Source organism: Mycobacterium sp. NPDC050441 (assembly GCF_040655355.1).
Classification (GTDB): domain Bacteria; phylum Actinomycetota; class Actinomycetes; order Mycobacteriales; family Mycobacteriaceae; genus Mycobacterium.
Map to the genome: position 1 here is coordinate 14,099 of NZ_JBFAJS010000010.1, position 24,706 is coordinate 38,804.

Consider the following 24,706-nt stretch of genomic DNA (forward strand, 5'->3'; position numbering starts at 1 on the left):
AGCGCCTCCACAGCACGACAACATCACGACGCCGTCTTCAAAGGAGTGGACAACCTCATGGTGAACCAGCAGCAGGCCGACAAGATGACCACGGGCAAGGGCTTCATCGCCGCGCTCGACCAGAGCGGTGGGTCGACGCCCAAGGCCCTGCGTCTCTACGGTGTCGAGGAGAGCGCCTACTCCTCCGAAGAGGAGATGTTCGACCTCATCCACCAGATGCGCTCACGCATCATCACCTCTCCGGTGTTCAACGGTGACCGGGTGCTGGCCGCGATCCTGTTCGAGCAGACCATGGACCGCTCCATCGAGGGCAAGTCCACCGCGACCTACCTCTGGGAGGACAAGGGCGTGGTGCCGCTTCTCAAGATCGACAAGGGTCTGGCCGACGTTGCCGACGGCGTGCAGGTGATGAAGCCGATGCCCGGCCTCGACGATCTGCTGGCCCGTGCGGCGAAGAACGGCATCTTCGGCACCAAGGAGCGCTCGGTGATCGGCGCGGCGAACGCCGACGGCATCGCCGCCGTGGTGGCCCAGCAGTTCGAGGTGGCCAAGCAGGTGCTCTCGCACGGCCTGATCCCGATCATCGAGCCCGAGGTCACCATCTCGATCTCCGACAAGGCCGAGGCCGAGGATCTGCTCCGCGATGAGATCACCAAGAACCTGGACGCGCTGCCCACCGACCAGAAGGTCATGCTCAAGCTGACCCTGCCGACCGTCGCCAACCACTACCAGTCGCTGGTCGAGCATCCCCAGGTGATGCGGGTGGTCGCGCTGTCGGGTGGCTACTCGCGCGACGAGGCCAACAAGAAGCTCGCCGAGAACACCGGCGTGATCGCCAGCTTCAGCCGGGCGCTCACCGAGGGGCTGTCGGCCCAGCAGAGCGACGACGAGTTCAATGCCACGTTGGACAAGTCGATCCAGTCGATCTATGAAGCCTCTGTCGCGCCCGGCGCAGAGTAACGGAACCCGCAGATGGTCATCCCGATCGATCGCCCCAAACTGGAGGGCAATGTCGCCGTGGGCGACGGCCGCCAACTCGGGTTCGCCGAGTTCGGTGATCCGCAGGGTCGTGCGGTCTTCTGGCTGCACGGCACCCCGGGCGCCCGCAGGCAGATCCCGACCGAGGCCCGGATCCACGCCGAGCGGAACCACATCCGGTTGATCGGGGTGGACCGGCCCGGCATCGGTTCGTCCACCCCGCACCAGTACGACAGGGTGCTGGATTTCGGTGACGATCTGCGCACCATCGCCGACACTCTCGGCATCGACAAGATGGCCGTCATCGGGTTGTCCGGTGGCGGTCCTTACACGCTGGCCACCGCGGCCGCCATGCCCGACCGGGTGGTGGCGGCCGGGGTGCTCGGCGGCGTGGCCCCGATGATCGGGCCCGACGCGATCAGCAGTCCGCTGATGCAGCTCGGCGCGGTGGTCGCACCGATCCTGGAGGTGGCCGGCGCCCCGATCCGGTTGGCCGCGTCCGGGCTGATCCGGTTGATCCGGCCCGTCGCCTCCCCGGCCCTGGAGATCTATGCGCGGATCTCCCCCGAGGGCGACCGGCGCATGCTCGGCCGGCCCGAGTTCAAGGCGATGTTCCTCGACGATCTGCTCAACGGCAGCCGTAAGCAGTTGGCCGCCCCGTTCTACGACATCGTGGTGTTCGAGCGTGACTGGGGCTTCCGGCTCGACGAGGTCAATGTTCCGGTGCGCTGGTGGCACGGCGACCATGACCACATCGTTCCGTTCGCGCACGGCCAGCATGTGGTGTCCCGGTTGCCCCATGCGGTGATGACCGAGTTGCCCTACGAGAGTCACCTCGGTGGACTGGGCTGTGCCGAGGAGATCATGGGCACGATGATCTCGATGTGGGACCAGGCGAAAACCGACTGAACTCGCCGAGGTTGACCTCAACCATTGTTGAGGGTCGAGGCTGTCGTCATGACAACCTCGATGACCCAGATTCGGTCGGACCTCTGGGAAACACGCACCGACACACCGTTTCCCGGGTTGACCACACACGCCTACCTGTGGACGCCGAACGGGCCCAACGCACTGTTCTATTGCCCGGCCGGTGACGCCGACTTCGCCACGCTGAACTCACTCGGCGGAGTCGGCGACCACTACCTGTCACACCAGGACGAGGCCGGACCGATGCTGGCCCGCGTCGCCGAGCGGTTCGCTTCCCGGCTGCATGCGCCTGCCGCCGAACGCGAGACGATCGAACCGCACAGTCCGATCGACGTACTGCTCTCTTCCCGGCACGTCGATGACCGTGGAGTCGAGGTGATCCCCACCCCTGGTCATTCTCCGGGCAGCACGAGCTATCTGGTGGAGGGCGCCCAGGGCCGCTATCTGTTCACCGGGGACACCATGTTCGTCGCTGCCGACGGGCGATGGTCGACCTTCGTGATCCCGGGCGTCGGCGATGCCGCAGCCATGGCCGACAGCCTGAACCTGCTGGCGAGCCTGCAACCCGATGTCGTGATCTCCAGCGCCTTCGGCGCGCGTGCGGTCACGGCCCTCGACGGGGCCGACTGGTCCGTATGCGTCGACGAGGCGCGGCGCTCGATACCGGTGGCCCGCTGACGTTCGAGTAGCGCACTACTCTAGGCCCGACTCCGACCCGCTCCGATACTTCGAACAACTGGCGATGTGCCAGCGGGTCCGGAGGTTGGCAATGGCAACGATCGGCACGCACGCAGTGGTGTTGGGCGCGAGCATGGGAGGACTCCTGGCTGCCCGGGCGCTGGCTGATTTCTTCGACACGGTCACGCTCGTGGAACGCGACGTACTGCCCGACTGTCCGGCCCAGCGGCGCGGCGTCCCACAGGGCCGGCACGCCCACGGACTGCTCAGCGGCGGACTACAGGCGCTGGCCGAACTGTTTCCCGGGCTCCCCGAGGACCTGGCCGCCGACGGGGCGACGGTGCTCGACGGGGCGAATCTGTCTCTCATCTCGCTGACATTTGGCGGCCACCGACTCAATCTCGACCGGCAGCCGTCCAGACCTATCGCGTCGTATCTGGCCAGCAGACCGTTCCTGGAAGCTCACGTGCGGGACCGGGTGCGCGCGATTCCCAACGTCGACATCCTCGACGGGCATGACGCGGTCGAGTTGCTGATGACCGACACCCGGCGTGTGACGGGCGTCCTGGTCGCCGCCCGGGGCGGCAGCACCGGGCAGGCGATAGCTGCCGATCTGATCGTCGACGCCATGGGGCGTGCCGGCCGGACTCCGGCGTTCCTGGAGGGCGCGGGATTCGGGCGTCCGGCCGAAGACCGGGTCGAGGTGAAGGTGGCCTATTCCAGCCAACTGTTGCGCTTCGCCGGCGCGTCGCCCCGCGATCGGCTCACCCTCGTCGGCGCTGTCCCCGAAAGACTTTACGGCGGTTCATTGTTCGCCTACGAGGACAACACCTGGCTGCTCACCACGGCTGGCATGAACGGTCATGAGCCACCGGCCGATCTGGCGGGGATGGTCGACTTCGTGGAAGAACTGTTCCCTGCCGAGACCATCGCGGCCCTGCGCGACGCCCAACCGCTGGAATCGGCGGCCACCTTCCGTTACCCCGCGAGCGTGCGTAGACGATACGAACGCATGCCCCGCTTCCCCGAGGGCCTCCTGGTGTTCGGTGACGCGATCTGCAGCTTCAATCCGGTGTACGGACAAGGGATGTCGGTGGCCGCGCTCGAGGCGCTGGCGCTGCGCGACTGCCTGGCCCGGGGCGCCGATGATCTGGGACGCAGGTTCCTGCGTGCCGCGGCCGGGTGCGTCAACACGGCATGGCAGATGGCGTGCGGCGCCGATCTGGCCCTGCCGCAGATCCCCGGCGACCGCCCGGTCTCGATGCGGTTGTCCAACTGGTACACCCAGCAGGTGCTCGCGGCTGCGGAGAATGATCCGGTGGTGACCGAGGCGTTCTTCCGGGTGATGAACCTGGTCGACCCACCCGGCAGACTGGTGCACCCGTCGATCGTGGCGCGGGTGGCGCGCGGTGCCCCGCGACGACGTCGCGGCGTGCGTGCCGCCGCCTCGGCGGCTGCGGTGGTGGCACACACCTGAGGGTGTGGGGTCAGTCGCCGACCCCGGTGAGCGCCCGACGCAGCAGGTGCATGGCGACCGTGGTGGCGCGCTCGCGGATGTCCGATCGGTTGCCCGGGAGCCGGAGGGTGCGGGTGACGGCCACCGGTCCGGCCCGGACCGCGAAACACACAGTGCCGACGGGCTTTTCCGGGGTGCCGCCGTCCGGACCGGCGATGCCGCTGATTGCCACCGCGGTATCGGCACCGAAATGGTGCAGCGCGCCGTTGACCATGGATTCGACCACCGGTTCGGACACCGCACCGTACTCGGCGATCAGAACCGGATCCACGTTCAGCAATTCGGCCTTGGCCTCGTTCGAATAGCTGACCACGCCACCGGCAAAGTAGTCCGAGCAGCCGGGGATATCGGCCAGCCGCGCGGCCAGGAGTCCGGCAGTGCAGGATTCCGCGGTGCCGATCCGGTGCCCGGCGAGCAGGCCGGCCACCTGCTCATCCACGGTCGCGCCATCCTCGGAGTACAGCGCGGCACCGTGCCGGTCACGCAGCAGGGCGAGCAGATCGTGGTAGGCACCGGCCGAGTCGGGCTCGTAGCGGGTGACGATCTCGAGTTCGCCGCGGCGCAGGCAGGTGGTGATCTCGAGTGCATCGAAGCCCGCGATAGCGCCCTCGGCGTCGCGCAAGGTCTCGGCCAGGCCGGACTCGGCGAGGCCGAACATCCGCACCATTTCCTGCCGGTACTCGGTCCTCCCCGAAATCGCTTGTTGCACAGCCTCGGTCGCGACAGCGGTGTGCCACATCGGCTGCAACTCCCGCGGCGGTCCGGGCAGCACCACCACCGTCGGGCTGCCCGGAACGACCACGCCGGGTGCGGTGCCGACGGGTGTGAGGACCTCCGCACCGACGGGCACCATGGCCTGCTTGCGGTTGGCGGCACGCACCGAATCGAAATCCACGCCGGGCCGGTCGCCGATCAGCTTGCGCAGGATGGCGGCGATCCGCTCCTCCATGGCCGCGTCGAGCACGAGTTCACGACCGCAGAACTCGGCGACCGTCGCCACGGTGAGATCGTCGGCGGTCGGTCCGAGCCCGCCGCTCGTCACTATCAGATCCACGCCCTCGTCAGCCAGGAACCGTAGTTGCGCCGCGATGTCGCCGGGGCGGTCACCGCAGATGGTGATGTGTGCGAGTTCGACGCCGAGCTCGAGGAGCTGGTCGGCCAGCCACGGACCGTTGCGGTCCTGAACCCTGCCGGTGAGTACTTCGGTTCCGGTAACGACGATGCCTGCGCGTGCGCTCACCCCGTGAACACTACGCAGCGCGCGCAGGGCCCGGCTCAGAAGCTGTAACCGAGGACCGCCGGAACATCACTGGCGAAGGCCGCACCAAGCCGCGCCACCAGTTCTGAGTCCTTGCTGCGCAACCGGTTTGCCGCCGCGAAGGGTTCCGGACGGTGACTGCCGAGATAGAGGCTTCCGAGCACGTCGAGGTCGAGCTCGATGTCAGCCGGCGCGTCGGTGGGCGCACACCGTGCGCTGCCATCGCGAATCTGCAGGGCAAATCGTCCGCCATCACCGCGGAAATCGTCGGTGACCTCCAGTACCGCGTCGAGGTCGGCCTGATACCGCCGGGCCTCGAGAGCCACCGGGATGTTCATGATCCGGATCCACAGGTCATCACTGCTCGAGGTCACTTTTGCCAGCCGTGGATTGGTCAGCAGGTAGGGCAAGGCGTCGCCCGGGTGCGTCCAGGTGCTCACCTTCTCGATGAGGTCCATGCCCAGCAGTGCCCGCCACAGGGCGATGTAGGCGTCAGACGTGACCGCGGTGACTTCGCTTACCCGGATCGACCGGGACTCCTCGCCGTGCACGCGGTACAGCGCGAAGCCATCCGGATGCAGGAATGCGAACCGTTCAGAACCGCCCTCGCGGGTGTTCTCCCGATCGGCCAGGGCGTCGTCCCACAGCGCCGTCGGACATACCAGCCCACCCGGCGTCTGCTGCCGCCAGCGATCGTAGATCTCGGCGAACGAGTCGCCGTGATCGGCAGGTTTGACCAGGCGGACGCCGCCGGGATCGGGGACGGAGGCGTGGAACTGCGCGAATCTGCGGTCGATCGACATCAGTTCCACGGTGGTGGCCGGGCCGTAGCCGAACCTGCCGTATATCCCGCCCTCGCTGGCGGTGAGCGCGGCGATCGGATACCGCGCATCGGCGATCCGCTGGTGCAACTCGGTGTACATCGAGCGCAGGATCCCGCGGCGTCGATGCGTGGGTGCCACGGCCACGTAGCTGATGCCCGCCGCGGGCAGCACGGCGCCGCCCGGAACGGTGAGGTTGAGATCGAGGTAGATCGACTGTCCGACGATGTCCCCAGTTGCGCCGCCGTCACGCATCACCACGCCGCCGTCGGCGGCCACCAGCTGCCGCCACACTTCCATCGATTCCAGGTGGCCGACTTCGGCGAAGGCGGTGTTGCCGAGCAGCGCCATGGCCGGCCAGTCGGCGTCGGTGACGCTGTGCAGTGTGAGGGTGGTTGCCGAAGTTCGCGGAGACGGGTTGTCGATCACAGAATCCGACAGTGCCACACCGTCATCGACCACCGCGACTGAATTTCGGGGGGCCGACGTCCCGGCTACCGACTCAGCGCTTGAGCCAGTTGTTCACCGTCGCCAGTTCACGGGTGTAGGTGGTCATGATGTCGTCCTGGTACAGCGTCGCCCCGCTGATCACGCTCGGGCCCTGCCACACGACCCTGATCCGGTTCGCCCCGCGCTGGTAGACGTCCACCCGCTCGAGGTCACGGTGCAGCCATCCGCCGCTTTCGGCCAGCTGGCCGACCTCATGGCGCTCATCGGTTGTGGTCATCTGCCGATCCTATCGCCGTGCCCGCTGGTCGATCGGCACCACCGTCGGTGCGCTGTTGTAGCCGCCGACCCGCACCCAGTTCGCGGCGTGCTCCGATCCGGTCACGGTGCCCGTCACCTCGACCGTCTCCCCCGGATACACCGTGACGTAGTTGTCCGAGTATTCGATCGGCAGGATCTCGTCACCATCGCGGGTGGTGGTGATCTCGGCGCGTTCGAAGAACGCGACGTGACGGCCCGGATTGTGCAGATGAATCTTCACGCTGGCACCACCGTCGGCCGAGTCGGTCCGGTACGCGGTCACCTCCAGCGGTGCCGGCGCCATGGTGTTGAGCGGGGTCATGTCGGCCCAGCTGCTCTGCACCAGGTCGAAGGCCTGGTCGTTGACCGGGGGCCCGACATCGTCGAGTTTCTGCGACTGCCAATACGTGTTGTCGGCGACGACCGCGCCGGACTCGTCGAGCAGTTCGCAGCGGACGAACACCACCGGCGAGTCGAGGGCAAGCCGGGGCAGCGTCAACCCCGGCACCACACCGTTCGACGGCACGGCCGGCACATCGGAACTGCGGTCGTCGCGCATTCGGCCGGTCAGGTCGTAGGTGCGCACCCGCACCCGAAGACCCGTCCGCTCCTGCGGTGACTGATTGACCACCTTGACGCCGGCCGTGTCGTGGTCGCCGGTGGCGTATGAGTCGAAGACCACCGACAGCGGACGCAGCCCTTTCTTGGCTCCGAAGTACGCACCGCCGGGCCGCAGGAAGTAGTCGAAAAGATGGCCGAAGAACGACGGCCAGTGATTGTTGAGCATCCAGTAGATGGTCATCTTGTGGTTGTCCCACCCACCGGCGGCGAACGCCTCGAACTGTGCGCGCGTCGACTCGTAGTGGGCAAGCTGGGCTTTGCGGGCGAATTCCTCAGCGCCGCTCGATGATCCGTACCGCTGGACCACCGCCGTACGGATGCTCTCCAGGGCGGCGTTGCTCGGGTTGGCCCCGGCGTGGAAATACCAGGCCTCGTTGATCGGCCACAGTTTGTCCGGCGGGATGAACTTCTGCAGGCTGGCGAACGGCGGGATGTGTTCGTTGTCGCCCTGTTCGGCGTTCGAGCCGCGGGTGGCCTGATAGCGGCCGTCGAACCAGTAGCTCGGCGGGCGCCAGGTATACGGGCCGGCCATGTGGATGCCATCCCAGTCGGGCTCGCCGTCGGCGTCGCGGGCCAGCGACGACACCGTGTCGACGACGGTGTTGGGCCAGTGCAGCTCACCCAGGATGCGGCGGTAGCCGTCGAGCACCGGCGCCGGGGGCTTGCCGTCGCTGCCGTTGGCCCAGAGGAACGCCGAGGCGTGTCCGCGCAGGGAGAGGATCTGCGAGCGCATGCTCTCGTCGGCCACCCGCCGATCCTCGTCGTCCCACTGCCACCACTTCTCCCACTGGTTGCAGCACATCCACCCGTACATCAGCGGAATGCCCAGTTCATCGGCCCGCTCGATGATGTTGTCGCCCGGGAACTTTCCCTCCAGGCGCAACATGTTCAGTCCCAGGTCCCGGACGTATCCGAGAATGGCGTCCTCACGCTTCGGGTCGTAGGCGAACAGCAGATCTGGCGTGTACGCCGCACCCCGGACCAGGAAGTCGCGCCCGTTGACGGTCAGGTAGAAGCTGCCGCCGCGGCCCAGATCCGGAAACTCCTCGTCGTTGTCCCGGTGCTGCGCCACGGTGCGGATGCCGAATCGCGAATCCACCGTGTCGGTGGGTCGGCCGTACCGCACAAACTCCAGCCGCAGGTCATACAGGTCAGGCTTGCCCATGGTGTAGGGCCACCACAGGTCCGGGTCGCCCACCCGCAACGCTGCGAAAGTGTCCGGATCGAAGCGGATTTCACGCTTCTCCCCCGGCGCCAGGGTGACCGCCTGATCCACCGAGATGGTCGGCTTTCCGGGTCGGCTGATCCGGGCCCGCACCACGCCGCGCATCGGAACGTCGGCGGTGTTGCGGATGTCGGAGTAGACCGTGAGCCGGGCGTGAGAGGTGTCAGGCAACGGCAGCTCCGAGGTGACCAGCGGGTCGCTGAGCACGACCTGGCCGGAATAGCTCAGATAGACGGGTTTGAAGATGCCCGCATTGCGGTCGGCCACATAGGAATTGCCGCGCAGCGGGTTCTTGTCCGGGCCCTGGTAGCCGATGCGGTTCCAGTTGAGCCAGTCCCACCAGCTGTCCGCGAGCTCGACCCCGTCGATGTCCTGCAGCGCCTGCTCGGGTGTCACCTTGACGGCCAGCGTGTTGGCACCGCCGGGGTTGATCCACGGCGTCGCGTCGATCTCGTGGACCGTATGCATGCCGACCAGCAGTGAATTGCCCGCGATCAGCTTGCCGTTGAGCCAGACCTCGGCGCGGTAGTTGATGCCGGGGAACTCCAGCCGGTAGCTGGAGCTTCCCTGCGGTGCGGCGAACGTCGTGCGGTACCACCAATCCTGGCGGTACAGGTCGTCGGGCACATCGGTCAGGTTGTCCCCGACATACAGGTCCGGGTAGGTGCCGTCGTCCTGCAGCGCGGCCAAGACGGTGGACGGCATGTGCTTGACGGGGTGCCAGTCGGCGTTCACCTCGCCCGGCGTGGACAGCGCCGCACCGTCGGCCGTCACGGTGCGCGCCGAGGCCAGCTGCCAGCCCTGGGCCAGCTCCACCCGCCCCGACGGCGGCTCCGGCTTGGCGAACGGCGGGAAATCGGCCACGCACAGCGACAACACCAGTAGTGCGACGACGACCAAACCCGCCAGACTCAAGCCGGCGCGGCGATTCCGGGCGGAAATGGGCAGCTCCTCAAAGACCGGTACGGCACCGCGTCGGGGAGTCGATGCCGTGCCGGGTCATTCTGCCGTGGTGCGTGCCGCCCCGCGCGGCCGGTGCACCCTCAGAGCTTGTGCGGGACGTCGTTGACGAGGCCACCGTCCATGACGAACTCGGCGCCGGTGGCGTAGCGGGATTCATCGCTGGCCAGGAAAACCACGAAGCTGGAGACCTCATCGGGTTGTCCGGGCCGGCCCAGCGGAATGGTGAGCATGTCCTCGGGGAAATGCTCGGTCATCGGGGTCCGGATGAATCCTGGGTGGATCGAGTTGACCCGGATCTGCTTGGGCCCCAGCTCCAGCGCCGCGGACTTGGTCAGGCCGCGCACGGCCCATTTGGAGGCGACGTACGGGTGCACCATGGCCGCGCCGCGGAGCCCCTCGATGGACGAGACGTTGATGATCGAGCCGCCGCCCGCGGTTTTCATCGCCTTGACACACGCCTGCATGCCCAGGAATGTGCCGGTCAGATTGACGTCGATCACCTTCTGCCACTGAGCCATATCGAATTTGCCGATCTGGCCGAGCGCGACGATCCCGGCGTTGTTCACCAGCACATTGAGTGCCCCGAACTCCGAGATCGCGGTCTGCACCGCGGCGTCCCACTGGTCGGCGTCGGTGACGTCGAGGTGGACGTAGCGCACCGCTTCGCCGAGCTCGGCGGCCAGCTTCTTGCCCTCGTCGTCGAGGATGTCCCCGATCACCACCTTGGCGCCCTCGGCGATCAGCGCCCGGGCGTGCTCGGCGCCCATCCCCCGCGCGCCGCCACTGATGAGTGCCACTTTTCCGTCTACCCGTCCCATGACGGGTGAGGCTACCGCCTGCGGTCACAAATTAGAACCTGTTCCAATTTCCTTGTCCGCTAGGCATACTTCCGGAACGGCACGTTACAAACGAAACGGGAGACGTAAATGACAATCCGGGTCGCCCACATCGGAACCGGCAACGTCGGTCGACTGGCGTTGACGGGGCTGCTGACCAACCCCGCCTACGAGCTCACCACCCTGTGTGTGTCGACCGAGTCCAAGGTCGGCAAGGACGCCGGAGAGCTTGCCGGACTGGACATCGCCACCGGGGTCAGGGCCGTCGACAACCTCGACGCGGTGATCGCGGCCAAGCCGGACTGCGCCGTCTACTGCGCGATGGGCGACACACGCGGCCCGGAAGCCATCACCGACGTGGTGCGGTTGCTGGCCGCCGGGATCAACGTCGTCGGATCCGCACCGGTGGTCCTGCAGTTCCCGTGGAAACTGATGCCGCGCAAGTACATCGACGGCATCGAGGAGGCCGCCAAGGCCGGCAACGCCAGCCTCTTCATCACCGGCGTCGATCCCGGGTTCGCCAACGACCTGATCCCGTTCGCGTTGGCCGGCACCTGCCAGAGCATCGAGCAGGTGCGGTGCATGGAGATCGCCGACTACGCCACCTACGACGGCACCACCGTGATGTTCGACGTGATGGGTTTCGGCAAGCCACTCGACGAGACCCCGATCCTGTTCCAGCCCGGCGTGCTGAGCATCGCCTGGGGAACCTCGATCCGGCAGTTGGCCGCCGGACTGGGCGTCGAGATCGACGACATCACCGAGGTCTGCGAGAAAGAGCCGGCACCGGAGGCGTTCGACATCGCGGCCGGCCACATCGCCAAGGGCACGGTGGCCGCGATGCGGTTCGAGATCCGCGGCATGGTGGCCGGCGAACCGGTGATCGTCATCGAACACGTCACCCGACTGCGCGACGACCTCCGGCCCGACTGGGCGCAGTCGGCACAGCCCGGCGGCTCCTACCGCGTCGAGATCGTCGGCGAGCCGTCGTACGTGGTCGACATCTGCCCCACCAGCCGCAAAGGCGATCACAACCACGCCGCGATCGTGGCGGCGGCCGGCCGCATCGTCAACGCCATCCCGGATGTGGTGGCCGCCGAGCCGGGCATCCGCACCACCCTGGATCTGCCGCTCGTCACCGGCAAGGGTCTCTACAAGCTGAGCTAGGCACCGGGTCGCAGCCGGCGATCACCCCGACGCCGGCTGCCGGGACGCGGCACGGAGAGGACCGGCCAATCCTGATCGGTGGCCGCCGCGGCCAGGCCCGGCCGCGGGTTCACCGGCCGAGGCCGGCCCACCAACCGCATCAGCGCCCCGTCCTCATCGCCATCGGCATAGAAATAGCTGTGGGCCAGGTCGACCTGTCTGGACTGGCAGAAATCTTGCACCGCGGCGGCTTTGCGCGCGCCCCAGATGATGGGTTCGACGATTCCCCCGGTCAGCCGCCCCTGCCCGTCGGTCAGGAAGTGATTGCACAGCACGTGGCTGATCCCGAGGTGGCGGGCAACCGGCTCGGCGTGGATGGTGAGGGCCGAGGAACTCATCACGACGGTATGGCCGCGGTCCTGGTGACGACGCACGATGTCCCGCATGTGCGGGTAGACCCGCTGGTTGATGCGACTCTCGAACAGGTACTCGCCCAGCTCGTCGAGCTCGAGCAGGGATTCGCCACGTAGGTATCCGGCCGCCCGCACCAGCAGCCGCTCGAACGGCATCCGGCCGATCCGGTACCGCACCGAGGCTTCGACGATTCCGAGGATCTCGCCGGCGGCGGCCTGCCGCCGGCGAATGCGATGACCGGCGTGCGCCGTGGCGGTGAATCCGTCCACCAATGTGCCGTCCAAGTCGAAGAAGGCCCCCACCTGCGCTCCACCCGGGCCGTCCCCGATCTCCTCGAGTGACGCGGGTGGCGACAACGTGCGGCCCATGGGGCTAGTACACCAAGCTCCCACGACAATCGGCCAGTCGAGACTAGAAATGAGGCATGTCCCCACCGGCACGCACCATCGCGATCAAGGACATGGCCGCCGTCATCGCCACCGGACGATTCGAGGCCGCCAAGCACTGGTATGCGCGACTCCTCGACCGGGAACCCGACCTGGAACCGGTTCCAGGTGTCGCTGAATGGCAGCTGACCGCCACCGCCTGGCTACAGGTCGTCACCGATCCCGTCGGCGCAGGCCGGACCGCCGTGCGATTCGGGATCGACGATCTCGAAGCCACCGTCGCCAGACTGCGGGGCGACGGCGTGACGGTCGGAGAGCCGCAGGTCATCGCCGACATGGTCGCCGTGATCGACGTCGCCGACCCGGACGGCAACGAAGTGTCTTTCGTCGCCGACCTCGCCTGAATCTGCCGGGTCGAGCCCCTGAAAGACCCGTCGTGGTACTAAAATAGAACACGTTCCACTTCTGTCCGGGCCGCATCGGCCGGGGACTCACAAACAGCACCGCCATCACAAGGAGCTCCGAATGCACACCGCACTCTGCGACGAGCTCGGGATCGACGTCCCGATCTTCGCATTTACCCACTGTCGCGACGTCGTGGTCGCCGTCAGCAAGGCCGGTGGTTTCGGCGTGCTGGGCGCCGTGGGGTTCACCCCCGAGCAGCTCGAGATCGAGCTCAACTGGATCGACGAGCACATCGGTGACCACCCGTACGGCGTCGACATCGTGATCCCGAACAAGTACGAGGGCATGGATGCCGACATGTCGGCCGACGACCTCAAGGGCATGCTGCAGTCCCTGGTGCCCCAGGAGCACCTGGACTTCGCCAAGAAGATCCTCGCCGACCACGGCGTTCCGGTCGACCACAGCGACGACGACGCCCTGCAGCTGCTCGGCTGGACCGAGGCCACCGCGACCCCTCAGGTCGAGATCGCGCTGAAGCATCCGAAGATGACATTGATCGCCAACGCGCTGGGCACGCCCCCGGCCGAAATGATCAAGCGCATCCACGCCGAGGGCCGCAAGGTCGCGGCACTGTGCGGATCGCCGTCGCAGGCCCGCAAGCACGCCGACGCCGGCGTCGACATCATCATCGCCCAGGGCGGCGAGGCCGGCGGCCACAGCGGCGAGGTCGGCTCGATCGTGCTGTGGCCCCAGGTGGTCAAGGAAGTTGCCCCGGTTCCGGTCCTGGCCGCCGGCGGCATCGGCAGCGGTCAACAGATCGCCGCGGCGCTGGCACTCGGCGCACAGGGCGCCTGGACCGGATCCCAGTGGGTCATGGTCGAGGAGTCCGAGCACACCGAGGTGCAGCACGCCGCGTACGCCAAGGCGACCAGCCGGGACACCGTCCGTAGCCGGTCGTTCACCGGCAAGCCGGCCCGCATGCTCCGCAACGACTGGACCGACGCCTGGGAGAACCCGGACAATCCGAAGCCGCTCGGCATGCCCTTGCAGTACATGGTGTCCGGCATGGCCGTGGCCGCCACGCACAAGTACCCCAACGAGAGCGTCGACGTCGCGTTCAACCCGGTCGGCCAGGTGGTCGGCCAGTTCACCAAGGTGGAGAAAACCTCCGCGGTGATCGAGCGCTGGGTGCAGGAATACCTGGAGGCGACGGGCACCCTCAACGCACTCAACGAGGCTGCCGGCGTGTGATCGAGGCCGCCGGCAGCGGGTTCCTGATCGCCGTCCTGTGGATGGACCTGATCTTCGATGTTCAGGTGCTGGCCCATCGCAGGTCGTCTGAAATACCGGAACCCGTGCTGGCGTCCATCGCCGGCTACTACCGCCGCGCGACCACCACGTCCCGCCCCATGAGCCTGCTGATCGCCGCCGTCATGGCGATTCTCCTGGCGGCGTTGGCTTTTCACGCATTCCACAGCACCGGCCCGGGTTGGCTGACCGGCGTGTTGGCGGTGCTCGCGGGCGCCCCGATCGCTCTCGCCCTCGTTCGGACCGTGCCCAACGCAGTCGCCCTGGGCCTCCGGACCGGCAGTCCAGCCGAGCAGTCACACCTGGCCCGCTCCATCTGTCGCGACCATCTGCTGTGCCTGTCCGGCATGTCCGCATTTCTCGTGCTGTGGCTGGTGACCGCCCCCTAGACCGAGGGCTTCGAGACCTTTACGCCGGGGATAGACCCGTGCCCGTCGGTTATGTATGGTTGCATACATAACCGATGAAGGGGTTGGAGCGTGACCAGTCCTCGTGAACGCATGGTGGCTTCGGCCGCACTGCTGATCCGGGAGCGCGGCGCGCACCCGACCGCGATTGCCGACGTGTTGGCCCACAGCGGCGCCCCACGTGGCTCGGCGTATCACTACTTCCCCGGCGGTCGCACCCAACTCCTCTGCGAGGCAATCGATTACGCGGGCGATCAGGTGGCCGGCCGCATCGAAAAGGCGGACAGTACCGTGGCGCTCCTCGACGCGATGATCGCCGGATTTCGTAAACGATTGTCCGCCACAGACTTCCGGGCCGGGTGCCCGATCGTCGCGGTCGCTGTCGAGGCCGGCGAACCCGGGGCCACCGAGTCCGCTGTCCTCGACCGTGCCGGGGTGGCCTTCACTCGCTGGACCGGTCAGATCACCCGCCGGCTGCAGGACGACGGAGTGTCCGCCGAGCGCGCCGAAGAGCTGGCGATGCTGATCCTGACCGCGATCGAAGGTGCGGTGGTGGTGGCGCGGGCAACCCGCGATGTCACACCGCTCGACCTGATCCACCGTCGACTTCGCGCACTCCTGCCGGAAGGAACATCATCATGACCGCCGATCAATGGCAACCCACCGCCTGCATCCTGTGCGAGTGCAACTGCGGCATCGTGGTGCAGACCGAAGGCCGGTCCATCACCAAGATCCGCGGCGACAAGGACCATCCCGCCTCGCAGGGCTACACCTGCAACAAGGCACTGCGGCTGGACCATTACCAGAGCAGCACCAACCGCCTGACCTCGCCACTGCGCCGCCGACCCGACGGCAGCTACGAGGAGATCGACTGGGACACCGCAATTTCCGAGATCGCCGCCGGGTTCCTCACCATCCGGGACAACCACGGCGGGGACAAGATCTTCTACTACGGCGGCGGCGGCCAGGGCAACCATCTCGGCGGCGCGTACAGCGGCGCGTTCCTCAAGGCGATCGGGTCGCGGTACCGGTCAAATGCCCTGGCGCAGGAGAAGACCGGCGAGGCGTGGGTCGATGCCCACCTCTATGGCGGACACACCCGCGGCGAGTTCGCCCACGCCGAGGTCTCGGTGTTCGTGGGCAAGAACCCCTGGATGTCACAGAGCTTCCCGCGCGCCCGGGTGGTGCTCAACGAGATCGCCAAGGACCCGGACCGCGCGATGATCGTGATCGACCCGGTGATCACCGACACGGCCAAGCTCGCCGACTTCCACCTACGGGTGAAGCCGGGAACCGATGCCTGGTGCCTGGCCGCGATGGCTGCGGTGCTGGTGCAGGAAAACCTGTGCGACGACGCGTTTCTGGAGGCTCACGTCAACGGCGCCGAGCCGGTTCGCGACGTGCTGCGGCAGGTGCCGATCGCAGACTACGCCCAGCGGTGCGGCGTCGACGAGACCCTGCTGCGCCAGGCGGTGCGGCGCATCGCCGCCGCCGGCAGCGTGGCCGTGTTCGAGGACCTCGGAATCCAGCAGGCCCCCAACAGCACCCTGTGCTCCTACCTCAACAAGATGCTGTGGATCCTCACCGGAAACTTCGGCAAACGCGGTGGGCAACACCTGCATTCGTCGTTCGCCCCGCTGTTCGGCTCGGGCGGGGTGGGTCGCAGCCCGGTGACCGGCGCGCCCGTGATCGCCGGCCTGGTTCCGTCCAACGCGGTGCCGCAGGAGATCCTCACCGATCACCCCGACCGCTTCAGGGCCATGATCGTCGAGAGCAGCAACCCGGCGCACTCGATCGCCGATTCCGCGGCCGTGCGGGCCGCGCTCGAATCGCTGGACCTGCTGGTCGTGATCGACGTCGCGATGACCGAAACGGCACGGCTGGCCGACTATGTGCTGCCCGCGGCCAATCAGTTCGAGAAGCCCGAGGCCACCTTCTTCAATCTGGAATTCCCGCACAACGACTTCCACCTGCGTCACGCGCTGTTCGAACCGCTGCCCGGAACCCTGCCCGAACCGGAGATCTGGTCCCGCCTGGTCCGTGCGATCGGTGCCGTCGACGATGCCGAGCTGGACCCCCTGCGCCGCGCCGCCAGGGAGGGACTGGATGCCTACGCCGCAGCGTTCCTGGCGGCGGTGGGCGCCAACCCGGGATTGGGCCGGGTACTGCCGTACGTGCTCTACGAAACGCTCGGACCAACGCTTCCTGACGGCCTGGCCGGTGCCGCGGCGCTGTGGGGCCTGGCCCAGAAGACGGCGATGACCTACCCCGACGCGGTTCGGCGCGCGGGCCACGCTGACGGCAACGCGTTGTTCAAGGCCATCCTGGCCGGCCGGTCCGGGCTGACGTTCACCGCCCACGAGTATCAGGACGATTTCGCCCTGATCAGTCACCCGGATCGCAAGATCGCGCTCGACATGCCCGAAATGCTCGACGCGGTAAGGGCTTTGCCGAGCACACCGGCAGCGCTGACCACCGCGGAGTTCCCGATGGTGCTCTCGGCCGGCGAGCGGCGGGCCTACACCGCCAACGACATCTTCCGCGACCCCGGCTGGCGCAAGCGCGACACCGAGGGCGCGTTGCGGATCAGTGTCGAGGACGCCGCGGCCATCGGCCTGCTCGACGGTGACCGGGCCACGATCACCACCGCGGCGGGAAGCGCGCAGGCCACCGTGGAGATCAGCGACGCGATGTTGCCCGGACACATCTCGCTGCCCAACGGGTACGGCCTCGATTACACCGACGGCCAAGGACAGTCGATTGTCCCCGGAGTCGCCCCCAATGAGCTCACCTCGTCACAGTGGCGCGACGCGTACGCGGGCACACCGTGGCACAAGCATGTCCCCGCTCGGATCGATCGGATTCCGGCCGCAAGCGTGCCCGCCTGATCGGCTTGTCCGGACCTCAGGGCAGGGGCGCCGGCGGCGGACCGCCCGGCGCGGCGGGCACGGGCGCTCCCGGCGGCATCGGCGTGCCCGGTGGCATCGGCGTGCCCGGTGGCATCGGCGTGCCCGGTGGCACCGGTGCGCCCAGCGTGCCCTGCTCGCCCGGCGAGGTCGGGACGTTCGGACCGGGTGCCTGACCCGGGACCGGCGTGTTCATCCCGCGTTGCGCGATCCCGAGGACCAGTGCTTCCTTGCCGCTGATCTCCTGGCTCTGCACGGCGTGCCACAGATCCTTGAGATAGCTCAGGTTGGGAGTTTCATTTCCTTGTCCGGTGGGGTCCATGGTCGCCCCGGGCGGCAGGGCGTCCGGGCTCGCCAGGTGCGGGGTTCCCACCGGGGGGGCGACCGGCACGGCGCCCGGATCTCCGGCGGCGGCCTGAGCTATCGGCCCGGGCGCCGGTCCAGGTGCCGATGCCGGCCCGGATGCCGGAGCGGGTACCGGGGCGGGCGGGACCACCGGGGTGGCCGGTTCGGCAGCTGCCGCGGCGGCCACGGACAGCGCAATGAGGGGCCCCGACACACCGCACGCCACCACCGACGCAATCCTCTGGATGTCGACGCGCATCTCGATTTCCTCCCGCTGTTGCTCCAGGGACAGATGGTAACGCTGAGTGCATCGTTGCGCTCGTTCAATCGTTACAGCGCAAGGATCGGAACACGTTCCAATACCAACGATGTGGGAGTTTCCGAAACCCGCTCCAAGGGGCCCCACCTGTGGTGTAGCAATGGCTTTACGCCACTACACAACGTCGTCGCGAGGAGCGCCAACGCCATGCCGACTCTCAACCTCCCGCCCGGATTCGACTTCACCGATCCCGACATCTACGCCGAACGACTTCCTGTCGAGGAACTCGCGGAGATGCGCAAGCAGGCTCCGATCTGGTGGAACGAACAGCCGCTGGGCCAGGGGGGGTTCGACGACGGCGGGTTCTGGGTCGTCACGAAGCACAAGGACGTCAAAGAGGTCTCGCTGCGCAGCGACGTCTTCTCCAGCCAGGAGAAGACGGCCCTCCCGCGCTATCGCGACGGCACCGTCCAGCAGCAGATCGAACAGGGCAAGTTCGTCATGCTCAACATGGACGCCCCGCACCACACACATCTGCGCAAGATCATCTCCCGGGCCTTCACGCCCCGGGCGATCGAACACCTGCGCGCCGACCTCGCCGACCGCGCCCGGGCCATCGTCGCGGCCGCCGCAGCCGAGGGCTCGGGGGATTTCGTCGAGCAGGTCTCGTGCGAACTGCCGCTTCAGGCGATCGCGGGGCTGATGGGCGTGCCGCAGGAAGACCGCATGAAGTTGTTCGACTGGTCCAATCAGATGGTCGGCGACCAGGACCCCGAGTTTGCCTCCAACGATGCGATCAGCGCCTCCGTCGAGTTGATCATGTACGGGATGCAGATGGCGGCCGAGCGGACGAAGAACCCCGGCGACGATCTGGTCACCAAGCTTCTGGAGGCTGACGTCGAGGGGCACAAACTCTCCGATGACGAGTTCGGCTTCTTCGTCATCCTGCTCGCGGTGGCCGGCAACGAGACGACCCGGAACTCGATCACCCAGGGCATGATGGCCTTCGCCGATCACCCCGACCAGTGGGAGTTGTTCAAACGCGAGCGCCCGGGCACCGCGGCTGACGAGATCGTCCGGTGGGCCACGCCCGTCACATCATTCCAGCGCACCGCACTGGAAGACACCGAACTGGCCGGCGTGCCGATCAAGAAGGGGCAACGGGTGGTGATGTTCTACCGCTCGGCGAACTTCGACGAGGACGTGTTCGACGACCCGTACAGCTTCAACATCCTGCGGGATCCCAACCCGCACGTGGGATTCGGCGGCACGGGCGCGCACTACTGCATCGGCGCCAACCTGGCCAGGATGACGATCGACCTGATCTTCAACGCGATCGCCGACGGGATGCCCGACCTGACGCCGCTGGCAGCGCCCGAACGGCTCCGGTCGGGTTGGCTCAACGGCATCAAACATTGGCAGGTGGATTACCGCGGCCGGTCGGATAGTCGATGATCGATCGCCAGTAGTCCTCCGGGATCTCGGTATTCGACCGCAGCACGATCGCCAGACCGGTTGCCATCGCAATACCGAGAAGCCCGAGCCACAAGCCCGCGAGCGCGATCGCAATCCAGAGTGCCGTTGTCAGCGTGGGCCATGGCGATACCACCGTGAGCACCGGCGCGAAGAAGAAACCGGCTCCGATGTAGGCGGCCGACCCGGCCCGGTCGGCCGCCATGACGGCGTGCAGCCAACGCGGAATCGCTTGGCATGACTGGGCTTTTTCGCTCATTACTGCCTCCTTCATGGGGACTGCTCTCACCATCTCGCGGCGTGGGTAATCACTGCAATTACCCCTCAGGTAGTGGTTATCGGCCTCTGCGTGAGCGAGACTCGGGTGGTGACGACTGCGGCAACCGCGACACCCATCGGATCGCTCATGCGCGACTGGCGATTGCGCCGCCGCATCAGTCAGCTGGACCTGGCCATCGAGGCCGAGGTTTCGGCGCGTCACCTCAGCTTCATCGAGACCGGGCGGTCGGTACCGAGCCGGGCCATGGTGCTGCGCCTCGCCGAGGCACTGGAGGTGCCGCTGCGGGACCAGAACCAACTGCTCCTGGCCGCGGGGCTGGCACCGGTTTACGCCGAGCGGACACTGGAGGATCCCGAGATGACCGCCGTGCGCGACGGGGTAACCCGAGTGTTGGACGCCTACAACCCCTTTCCCTGCGTGGTCGTCGACCGCACCTGGAACCTGTTGCAGGCCAATGCGGGTACCGCGGTGATGCTGGACGGCGTCGCACCGCACCTGCTGACCCGGCCCAATGCGCTGCGTATCACCCTGCACCCCGAGGGCATGGCACCCCGGATCCGCAACCTGGCAGAATGGCGCCACCACCTGATCAGCCGGCTGCGTCGCGAGGTCACCGTGAGCGGATCGGCCGAGCTGGCCGGTCTTCTCACCGAGATCGAGTCCTACCCGGGAGGGATGGAGCCGGTCCGCGATCTCGGCGGAGTCGTCGTCCCACTGGAATTGACCGCACTCGACGGCACCGTGCTGACCTTCCTCAGTACCGTCACCACGTTCGGCACCGCGCTGGACCTGACCGCCGCGGAACTGAGTATCGAGGCGTTTCTGCCGGCCGACGCCGAGACCGCCGCCGCGCTGCGTTGAAATCTAGTGGTCTGACCACTTGACCTCTGACCGCTAGCCGGGCAGCATGACCATATGGCATTACAACCGGTAAACCGCCGATCCGTGCCCGAGGACGTCTTCGAGCAGATCGTCGCCGAGGTACTCAGCGGTCAGATGCAGCCCGGCGAACCCCTGCCCAGCGAACGCCGCCTCGCCGAGGTACTCGGGGTGTCCCGCCCGGCCGTACGTGAGGCGATCAAGCGGCTCACCGAGGCCGGCTTGGTCGAGGTTCGACAGGGCGACTCGACCACGGTGCGGGACTTCCGCAGGCACGCCGGCCTGGACCTGTTGCCCCGACTCCTGTTGCGCGCAGGCGAACTCGACGTGAGTGTGGTTCGCAGCATCCTGGAAACCCGCCTGCACAACGGACCCAAGGTCGCCGAGTTGGCCGCCGAGCGGGCGCCGTCCGAGGTGGTCACGCAACTCTCGCGCACGGTCGACGCACTGGCGGCCGAACCGGATCCGGTGGAGCAACAACGCCACGCGCTCACCTTCTGGGACCTGATCGTCGACGGTGCGGATTCGATCGCGTTCCGGTTGATGTACAACACCCTTCGGCAAACCTACGAGCCCGCACTTCCGGCGTTGGCCACCATGATGGCCGCTGAGGTCGGCCGTCCCGACGCGTACCGGCGGATCGTCCAGGCCATCGAAGCGGGTGACCCGGCCGCCGCCCGCCACGCTGCTCAGGACCTGCTGGAGCCGGCCACCAACGCGCTCATGGGCGCACTCGAGGCATTGGAGGAAACCCGATGACGCGCAACGCTTTCACCTTGGGTGACGCGGCACGGGAATTCATCCGGCACCCCTCCCCCTGGATGATCGGCACCGCGCTGATCGTCAGCGTCGTCGCGCGGTGTGCCGTCGGAGACTGGCAACTCACCGACGTGCTGGTGCCAGTGGTGATGCTTCTGGTGTTCCCGTTCTTCGAGTGGATCGTCCACGTCTTCGTACTGCACTGGCGGCCAAGGCGGTTCGGCCCGATCACCGTGGATTCGCTGCTGGCTCGCGATCACCGGCTGCACCACGTAGACCCGCGCGATATCCCGCTGATCTTCATACCGTGGCGGGCGCTGCTGTGGATCCTGCCCGTCGCAGTGGCCGTCGCCCTGCTGGCATTCCCTCGTCCCGCCCTGGGGCTGACGTTCCTGTGCCTGCTGACAGTGCTGGGACTGTCCTACGAGTGGTGCCACTACCTGGTGCACAGCGACTACAAGCCGAAAACCCGTGCCTACCGTGCGATTTGGCGCAACCATCGGCAACACCACTACAAGAACGAGCACTACTGGTTCACGGTCACCACCGCCGGAACCGCCGACCGGGTACTACGGACGTATCCGGACCCGGCGACGGTCTCCACCTCACCGACGTCGAAGAACCTGCACGCGGCTACGCCTGCACGACAATAGGATCGCCCAGGTGCACCGTGTTGAAGTACCAATCGGCATTGTCGGGACTCAAGTTGATGCAGCCGTGACTCACGTTGGAATACCCCTGTGACCCCACCGACCACGGTGCACCGTGCACGTAGACGCCGCCCCAGGTGACCCGGACCGCGTCGTAAACAGTGAGCTTGTAGCCCTCCGGGTCACTCAGCGGAATGCCAATGGTGCGTGAATCCATCACCACGACAGGCTCTTTGGCCAATGCACTGAACGTGCCGACCGGAGTCGGGTGCTTGGACTTACCCATCGAGGCAGGCATCGTACGGGCCACCGCGCCATCGATGCTGACCGTGAAGGTGTGCGCATCGATATCGGCCACACCGAGCACCTCTGACCCGGTCTCGAAGCTGGTCTTGGCACCACCGGCGGTGACCGAGATCTTCGAATGAGCCGGCCACAGCTGATCGGGCTTCCACTGCATCACATCGTCACTGAGCCAGGTGAAGGTGCCGGTCGGGGTTTCCGGCGAGCTGATCTTCAGGCTGCTCTGCGCCGCATCCCGGTCGGTCACCGGGTTGTCGAAGGTCACGGTCAGTGGCATGGCGACACCGACCACCGAACCCGCGGCGGGCTCGATGGTCGCACCGGGTGCAGGGGTGCTCACTGCGGCAGATGCGACATTAACCGTGCTCGCGGCGGCCAAGGTGGCGACACCAATCGCCGCAAACACTTTCAGTACCGACGCTCGAACGGTTCCGAATGACGACGAGGGGGCGCTCAGCATTCCACCAGTGTAGGTGAGCGCCGGCACTGCCCCTTTTAGGCGCAGCGTGGCGGCGGCAATTCGAGGTCGGCGGTAGCACGGTGGGTTGCCCATGGTGAACTCATCGGCCCGGCGACTCAGAACGTTTCACCGCACGCATCGGCACCGTTGCGGAGGCCTCAGCAACGTCACAGAGATCAGGGTGCGGCCGGAACCGGCACCTGCGGCTCGGGCACCGCCGGGACCGCCTCAGGTGCCGGTGGCGCCGCTTCCGGCGGCGGTTCGGCCGCCGGAGCCTGCGCAGCGGTCTGTTGTATCGGTGCCGCCTCTTGCGCTGGAGGAGGCGGAGGCGGCGCAACCTCCGGGGCTGGAGGAGGCGGAGGCGGCGGCACTTCCGATGTCGGGGACGGTTCCTGCGATACGGCAGTCTCGCCCGGCGGCATCTGACCTGCCGGCGGTGGCTGTTGTGCCGCTTCGGGCGGCGGCGCACCGGGTACGTGCTCGGGCAATGCCGGTGGCAGCTCGGATGTCACCGGTGCCGGGTCAGACCCGGCAGGAGCGAGCTGCTCGCCCGGTACCGCGGTGTGCTCGGGTGGGGCTGTGACGCTTTGATCGAGGGCGTAGTCCGGTCCGGCATCCTGGACCACGGGTTCGAGTACGGGAGGGGGTTCGGCCGTCGGGGCGGCCGGCACCGGGACCGCAGGGGTCTGTTGGACGGAGGCCGAGTCGCCCGACGTGCTCACCACGGGACGTGTGCTGCGGTGTGGAGTCGGCTCCGAACCGGGCAGCAGCTGCTGACCGACGGCCAGCGCCAGCGACACCCCGAAGGCCAGGATTCCACCGACCAATATCGCCAGGGGCGTCAATTGTGTAGTGGGCCAGCGCCACCCAGCCGAGGCCACGCGGTCGTCGGTCCCCCACCGGCCCCGTCGCACCGCGGCCAGCGCCGCGCCCCGCGCCAACGGCAATCCGGGCTCGGCAGGTGTGAACACCGGCACCGCAAGCGCCTGCTCCAATTTCGGTAGCACCGAGTCCAGGTCGACAGCGGATCCCACGACCACCAGCGCATCGGGCCGCGGATCGGCCGCGTCGAAGATGTCGGACAACCAGGCGGTCAGGCCGGCCACGGTCTCGATGCCACGGCTGACCGCGGTCTGTACCGGATTGTTGCCGCCCACCGTCATCGCCTGCACGACATCGGGTTCCAGGACGCACACGCCCGTCGTGTCGAATCCGACAATGCCGGCGACACGCCGCGCCAATGCATCGGTCGCGTGGGGCAGCCGCACCGGAACCACGTCGGCGAACCCGGCATCGGCGAACTTCTTCAACAACGCCGCACCCTCGGCAGCCGCCCCGGAACTCCAGGTGACACCGATCGCCGTCAGGCGCAGACCGCGTTCTGCCGCAACCCTTTCGACGCGCCGGGCCGCCTTCACGACATCGGCGCAGATGTCATCGGTCCGCGCGGGCGCAAGGCCGCGGATGTCGAGGGATTCATGGTCGACGGTCGCCCCGTCAGCCTCGCAGCCCTCGACCAGGACCAGACCGACGGTGGACGGTGTCAACGAAACACCGAGCACCGCGTCCACATGCACCCCCGAAAAGTGTGGCCGTCGTCCAAACGTTTCACGGTGACATTACCCGGTGGCAGCTTCATGCCCATCCTCTGCACCTTCGGTCGCCATTCATGACCCGCACCGAAATGTGCTGTGCCGCAGAATCGCCAGTACACAACGTAGTCCGAGTTTGCCGCCAAAGCCGTCAATTTCGACCG

At 67.2% G+C, this 24,706-nt stretch carries 24 protein-coding genes; 14 read left to right on the forward strand and 10 right to left on the reverse strand.

Going from position 1 to position 24,706, the window contains the following annotated elements; genetic code table 11:
- The first annotated feature begins 57 nt into the window (after positions 1-57).
- The 4 genes from AB0I14_RS26120 to AB0I14_RS26135 all read left to right on the forward strand — a co-directional run bounded on the left by AB0I14_RS26120 (position 58) and on the right by AB0I14_RS26135 (position 4,060).
- Positions 58-960: a fructose bisphosphate aldolase gene (locus tag AB0I14_RS26120; RefSeq protein ID WP_358027960.1), complete on the forward strand. Its 903-nt coding sequence runs from the start codon at positions 58-60 to the stop codon at positions 958-960.
- A 12-nt stretch (positions 961-972) separates the two neighbouring features.
- Entirely contained in the window at positions 973-1,887 is a 915-nt protein-coding gene (locus AB0I14_RS26125) for an alpha/beta hydrolase (RefSeq protein WP_358027963.1), read from the forward strand.
- Between the two features lie 48 nt (positions 1,888-1,935).
- The gene (locus tag AB0I14_RS26130) at positions 1,936-2,583 is read left to right on the forward strand and encodes an MBL fold metallo-hydrolase (RefSeq protein WP_358027967.1); all 648 of its coding nucleotides are present in this window, start codon (positions 1,936-1,938) and stop codon (positions 2,581-2,583) included.
- 91 nt (positions 2,584-2,674) lie between these two features.
- Positions 2,675-4,060, forward strand: coding sequence for a 2-polyprenyl-6-methoxyphenol hydroxylase-like oxidoreductase (locus tag AB0I14_RS26135; protein WP_358027970.1), 1,386 nt, complete (start codon positions 2,675-2,677; stop codon positions 4,058-4,060).
- A 10-nt stretch (positions 4,061-4,070) separates the two neighbouring features.
- On the opposite strand, the gene AB0I14_RS26140 is transcribed toward AB0I14_RS26135, so the two are convergent.
- The 5 genes from AB0I14_RS26140 to AB0I14_RS26160 form a co-directional block, all read right to left on the reverse strand.
- On the reverse strand, positions 4,071-5,339 hold the full coding sequence (locus tag AB0I14_RS26140) for a competence/damage-inducible protein A (protein WP_358027972.1): 1,269 nt from the start codon (positions 5,337-5,339) through the stop codon (positions 4,071-4,073).
- Between the two features lie 35 nt (positions 5,340-5,374).
- The gene (locus AB0I14_RS26145) at positions 5,375-6,607 is read right to left on the reverse strand and encodes an enhanced intracellular survival protein Eis (RefSeq protein ID WP_358027975.1); all 1,233 of its coding nucleotides are present in this window, start codon (positions 6,605-6,607) and stop codon (positions 5,375-5,377) included.
- A gap of 73 nt (positions 6,608-6,680) precedes the next feature.
- Positions 6,681-6,905 carry a hypothetical protein gene (locus tag AB0I14_RS26150; RefSeq protein WP_358027977.1) on the reverse strand — a complete coding sequence of 75 codons (225 nt, stop codon included), beginning with the start codon at positions 6,903-6,905 and terminating at the stop codon, positions 6,681-6,683.
- 9 nt (positions 6,906-6,914) lie between these two features.
- The gene (locus AB0I14_RS26155; protein WP_358028488.1) at positions 6,915-9,641 is read right to left on the reverse strand and encodes a glycoside hydrolase; all 2,727 of its coding nucleotides are present in this window, start codon (positions 9,639-9,641) and stop codon (positions 6,915-6,917) included.
- Between the two features lie 173 nt (positions 9,642-9,814).
- Positions 9,815-10,552 carry a glucose 1-dehydrogenase gene (locus AB0I14_RS26160; RefSeq protein WP_358027980.1) on the reverse strand — a complete coding sequence of 246 codons (738 nt, stop codon included), beginning with the start codon at positions 10,550-10,552 and terminating at the stop codon, positions 9,815-9,817.
- A gap of 108 nt (positions 10,553-10,660) precedes the next feature.
- Between AB0I14_RS26160 and AB0I14_RS26165 the strand changes: the two genes are divergently transcribed.
- Entirely contained in the window at positions 10,661-11,737 is a 1,077-nt protein-coding gene (locus tag AB0I14_RS26165; protein ID WP_358027983.1) for a diacylglycerol kinase, read from the forward strand.
- Here AB0I14_RS26165 and AB0I14_RS26170 read toward each other — a convergent pair.
- Positions 11,734-12,498, reverse strand: a complete 765-nt coding sequence (locus tag AB0I14_RS26170) for an HAD-IB family hydrolase (protein WP_358027987.1) — start codon at positions 12,496-12,498, stop codon at positions 11,734-11,736. The genes AB0I14_RS26165 and AB0I14_RS26170 overlap by 4 nt on opposite strands.
- Before the next feature lie 56 nt (positions 12,499-12,554).
- On the opposite strand from AB0I14_RS26170, the gene AB0I14_RS26175 reads away from it, so the two are divergent.
- The 5 genes from AB0I14_RS26175 (at position 12,555) to AB0I14_RS26195 (ending at position 17,524) form a co-directional block, all read left to right on the forward strand.
- On the forward strand, positions 12,555-12,920 hold the full coding sequence (locus AB0I14_RS26175) for a VOC family protein (protein WP_358027990.1): 366 nt from the start codon (positions 12,555-12,557) through the stop codon (positions 12,918-12,920).
- A 121-nt stretch (positions 12,921-13,041) separates the two neighbouring features.
- The gene (locus tag AB0I14_RS26180) at positions 13,042-14,172 is read left to right on the forward strand and encodes a nitronate monooxygenase family protein (protein WP_358027993.1); all 1,131 of its coding nucleotides are present in this window, start codon (positions 13,042-13,044) and stop codon (positions 14,170-14,172) included.
- Positions 14,169-14,618, forward strand: a complete 450-nt coding sequence (locus AB0I14_RS26185; RefSeq protein ID WP_358027996.1) for a hypothetical protein — start codon at positions 14,169-14,171, stop codon at positions 14,616-14,618. Before AB0I14_RS26180 ends, AB0I14_RS26185 begins: the two co-directional genes overlap by 4 nt.
- A 90-nt stretch (positions 14,619-14,708) precedes the next feature.
- Positions 14,709-15,278 carry a TetR/AcrR family transcriptional regulator gene (locus AB0I14_RS26190; RefSeq protein WP_358027999.1) on the forward strand — a complete coding sequence of 190 codons (570 nt, stop codon included), beginning with the start codon at positions 14,709-14,711 and terminating at the stop codon, positions 15,276-15,278.
- Positions 15,275-17,524 (forward strand): molybdopterin-dependent oxidoreductase, encoded by a 2,250-nt coding sequence (locus tag AB0I14_RS26195; protein WP_358028002.1) that lies wholly within the window; start codon positions 15,275-15,277, stop codon positions 17,522-17,524. Before AB0I14_RS26190 ends, AB0I14_RS26195 begins: the two co-directional genes overlap by 4 nt.
- A gap of 16 nt (positions 17,525-17,540) precedes the next feature.
- On the opposite strand, the gene AB0I14_RS26200 is transcribed toward AB0I14_RS26195, so the two are convergent.
- Positions 17,541-18,146 (reverse strand): hypothetical protein, encoded by a 606-nt coding sequence (locus tag AB0I14_RS26200; protein WP_358028005.1) that lies wholly within the window; start codon positions 18,144-18,146, stop codon positions 17,541-17,543.
- Positions 18,147-18,353: 207 nt separating this feature from the next.
- On the opposite strand from AB0I14_RS26200, the gene AB0I14_RS26205 reads away from it, so the two are divergent.
- Positions 18,354-19,601, forward strand: a complete 1,248-nt coding sequence (locus AB0I14_RS26205; RefSeq protein ID WP_358028008.1) for a cytochrome P450 — start codon at positions 18,354-18,356, stop codon at positions 19,599-19,601.
- On the opposite strand, the gene AB0I14_RS26210 is transcribed toward AB0I14_RS26205, so the two are convergent.
- Entirely contained in the window at positions 19,555-19,878 is a 324-nt protein-coding gene (locus AB0I14_RS26210; RefSeq protein ID WP_358028011.1) for a hypothetical protein, read from the reverse strand. The two genes, AB0I14_RS26205 and AB0I14_RS26210, sit on opposite strands and share 47 nt — an antisense overlap.
- Positions 19,879-20,025: 147 nt before the next feature.
- Here AB0I14_RS26210 and AB0I14_RS26215 point away from each other — a divergent pair, with 147 nt between their 5' ends.
- Genes AB0I14_RS26215 through AB0I14_RS26225 form a run of 3 tightly spaced genes read left to right on the forward strand, consistent with a single transcriptional unit; the run spans position 20,026 to position 22,190 of the window.
- The gene (locus tag AB0I14_RS26215; protein WP_358028490.1) at positions 20,026-20,760 is read left to right on the forward strand and encodes a helix-turn-helix transcriptional regulator; all 735 of its coding nucleotides are present in this window, start codon (positions 20,026-20,028) and stop codon (positions 20,758-20,760) included.
- Positions 20,761-20,814: 54 nt separating this feature from the next.
- A complete protein-coding gene (locus AB0I14_RS26220) occupies positions 20,815-21,537 on the forward strand; it encodes a FadR/GntR family transcriptional regulator (RefSeq protein ID WP_358028013.1) in 723 nt (240 codons plus the stop codon).
- Positions 21,534-22,190, forward strand: coding sequence for a sterol desaturase family protein (locus tag AB0I14_RS26225; protein WP_358028016.1), 657 nt, complete (start codon positions 21,534-21,536; stop codon positions 22,188-22,190). Before AB0I14_RS26220 ends, AB0I14_RS26225 begins: the two co-directional genes overlap by 4 nt.
- Here AB0I14_RS26225 and AB0I14_RS26230 read toward each other — a convergent pair.
- Complete coding sequence (locus AB0I14_RS26230; protein ID WP_358028018.1) at positions 22,171-22,950, reverse strand: L,D-transpeptidase; 780 nt, start codon at positions 22,948-22,950, stop codon at positions 22,171-22,173. The genes AB0I14_RS26225 and AB0I14_RS26230 overlap by 20 nt on opposite strands.
- A 176-nt stretch (positions 22,951-23,126) precedes the next feature.
- Entirely contained in the window at positions 23,127-24,527 is a 1,401-nt protein-coding gene (locus AB0I14_RS26235) for a hypothetical protein (RefSeq protein WP_358028020.1), read from the reverse strand.
- Positions 24,528-24,706: the final 179 nt, after the last annotated feature.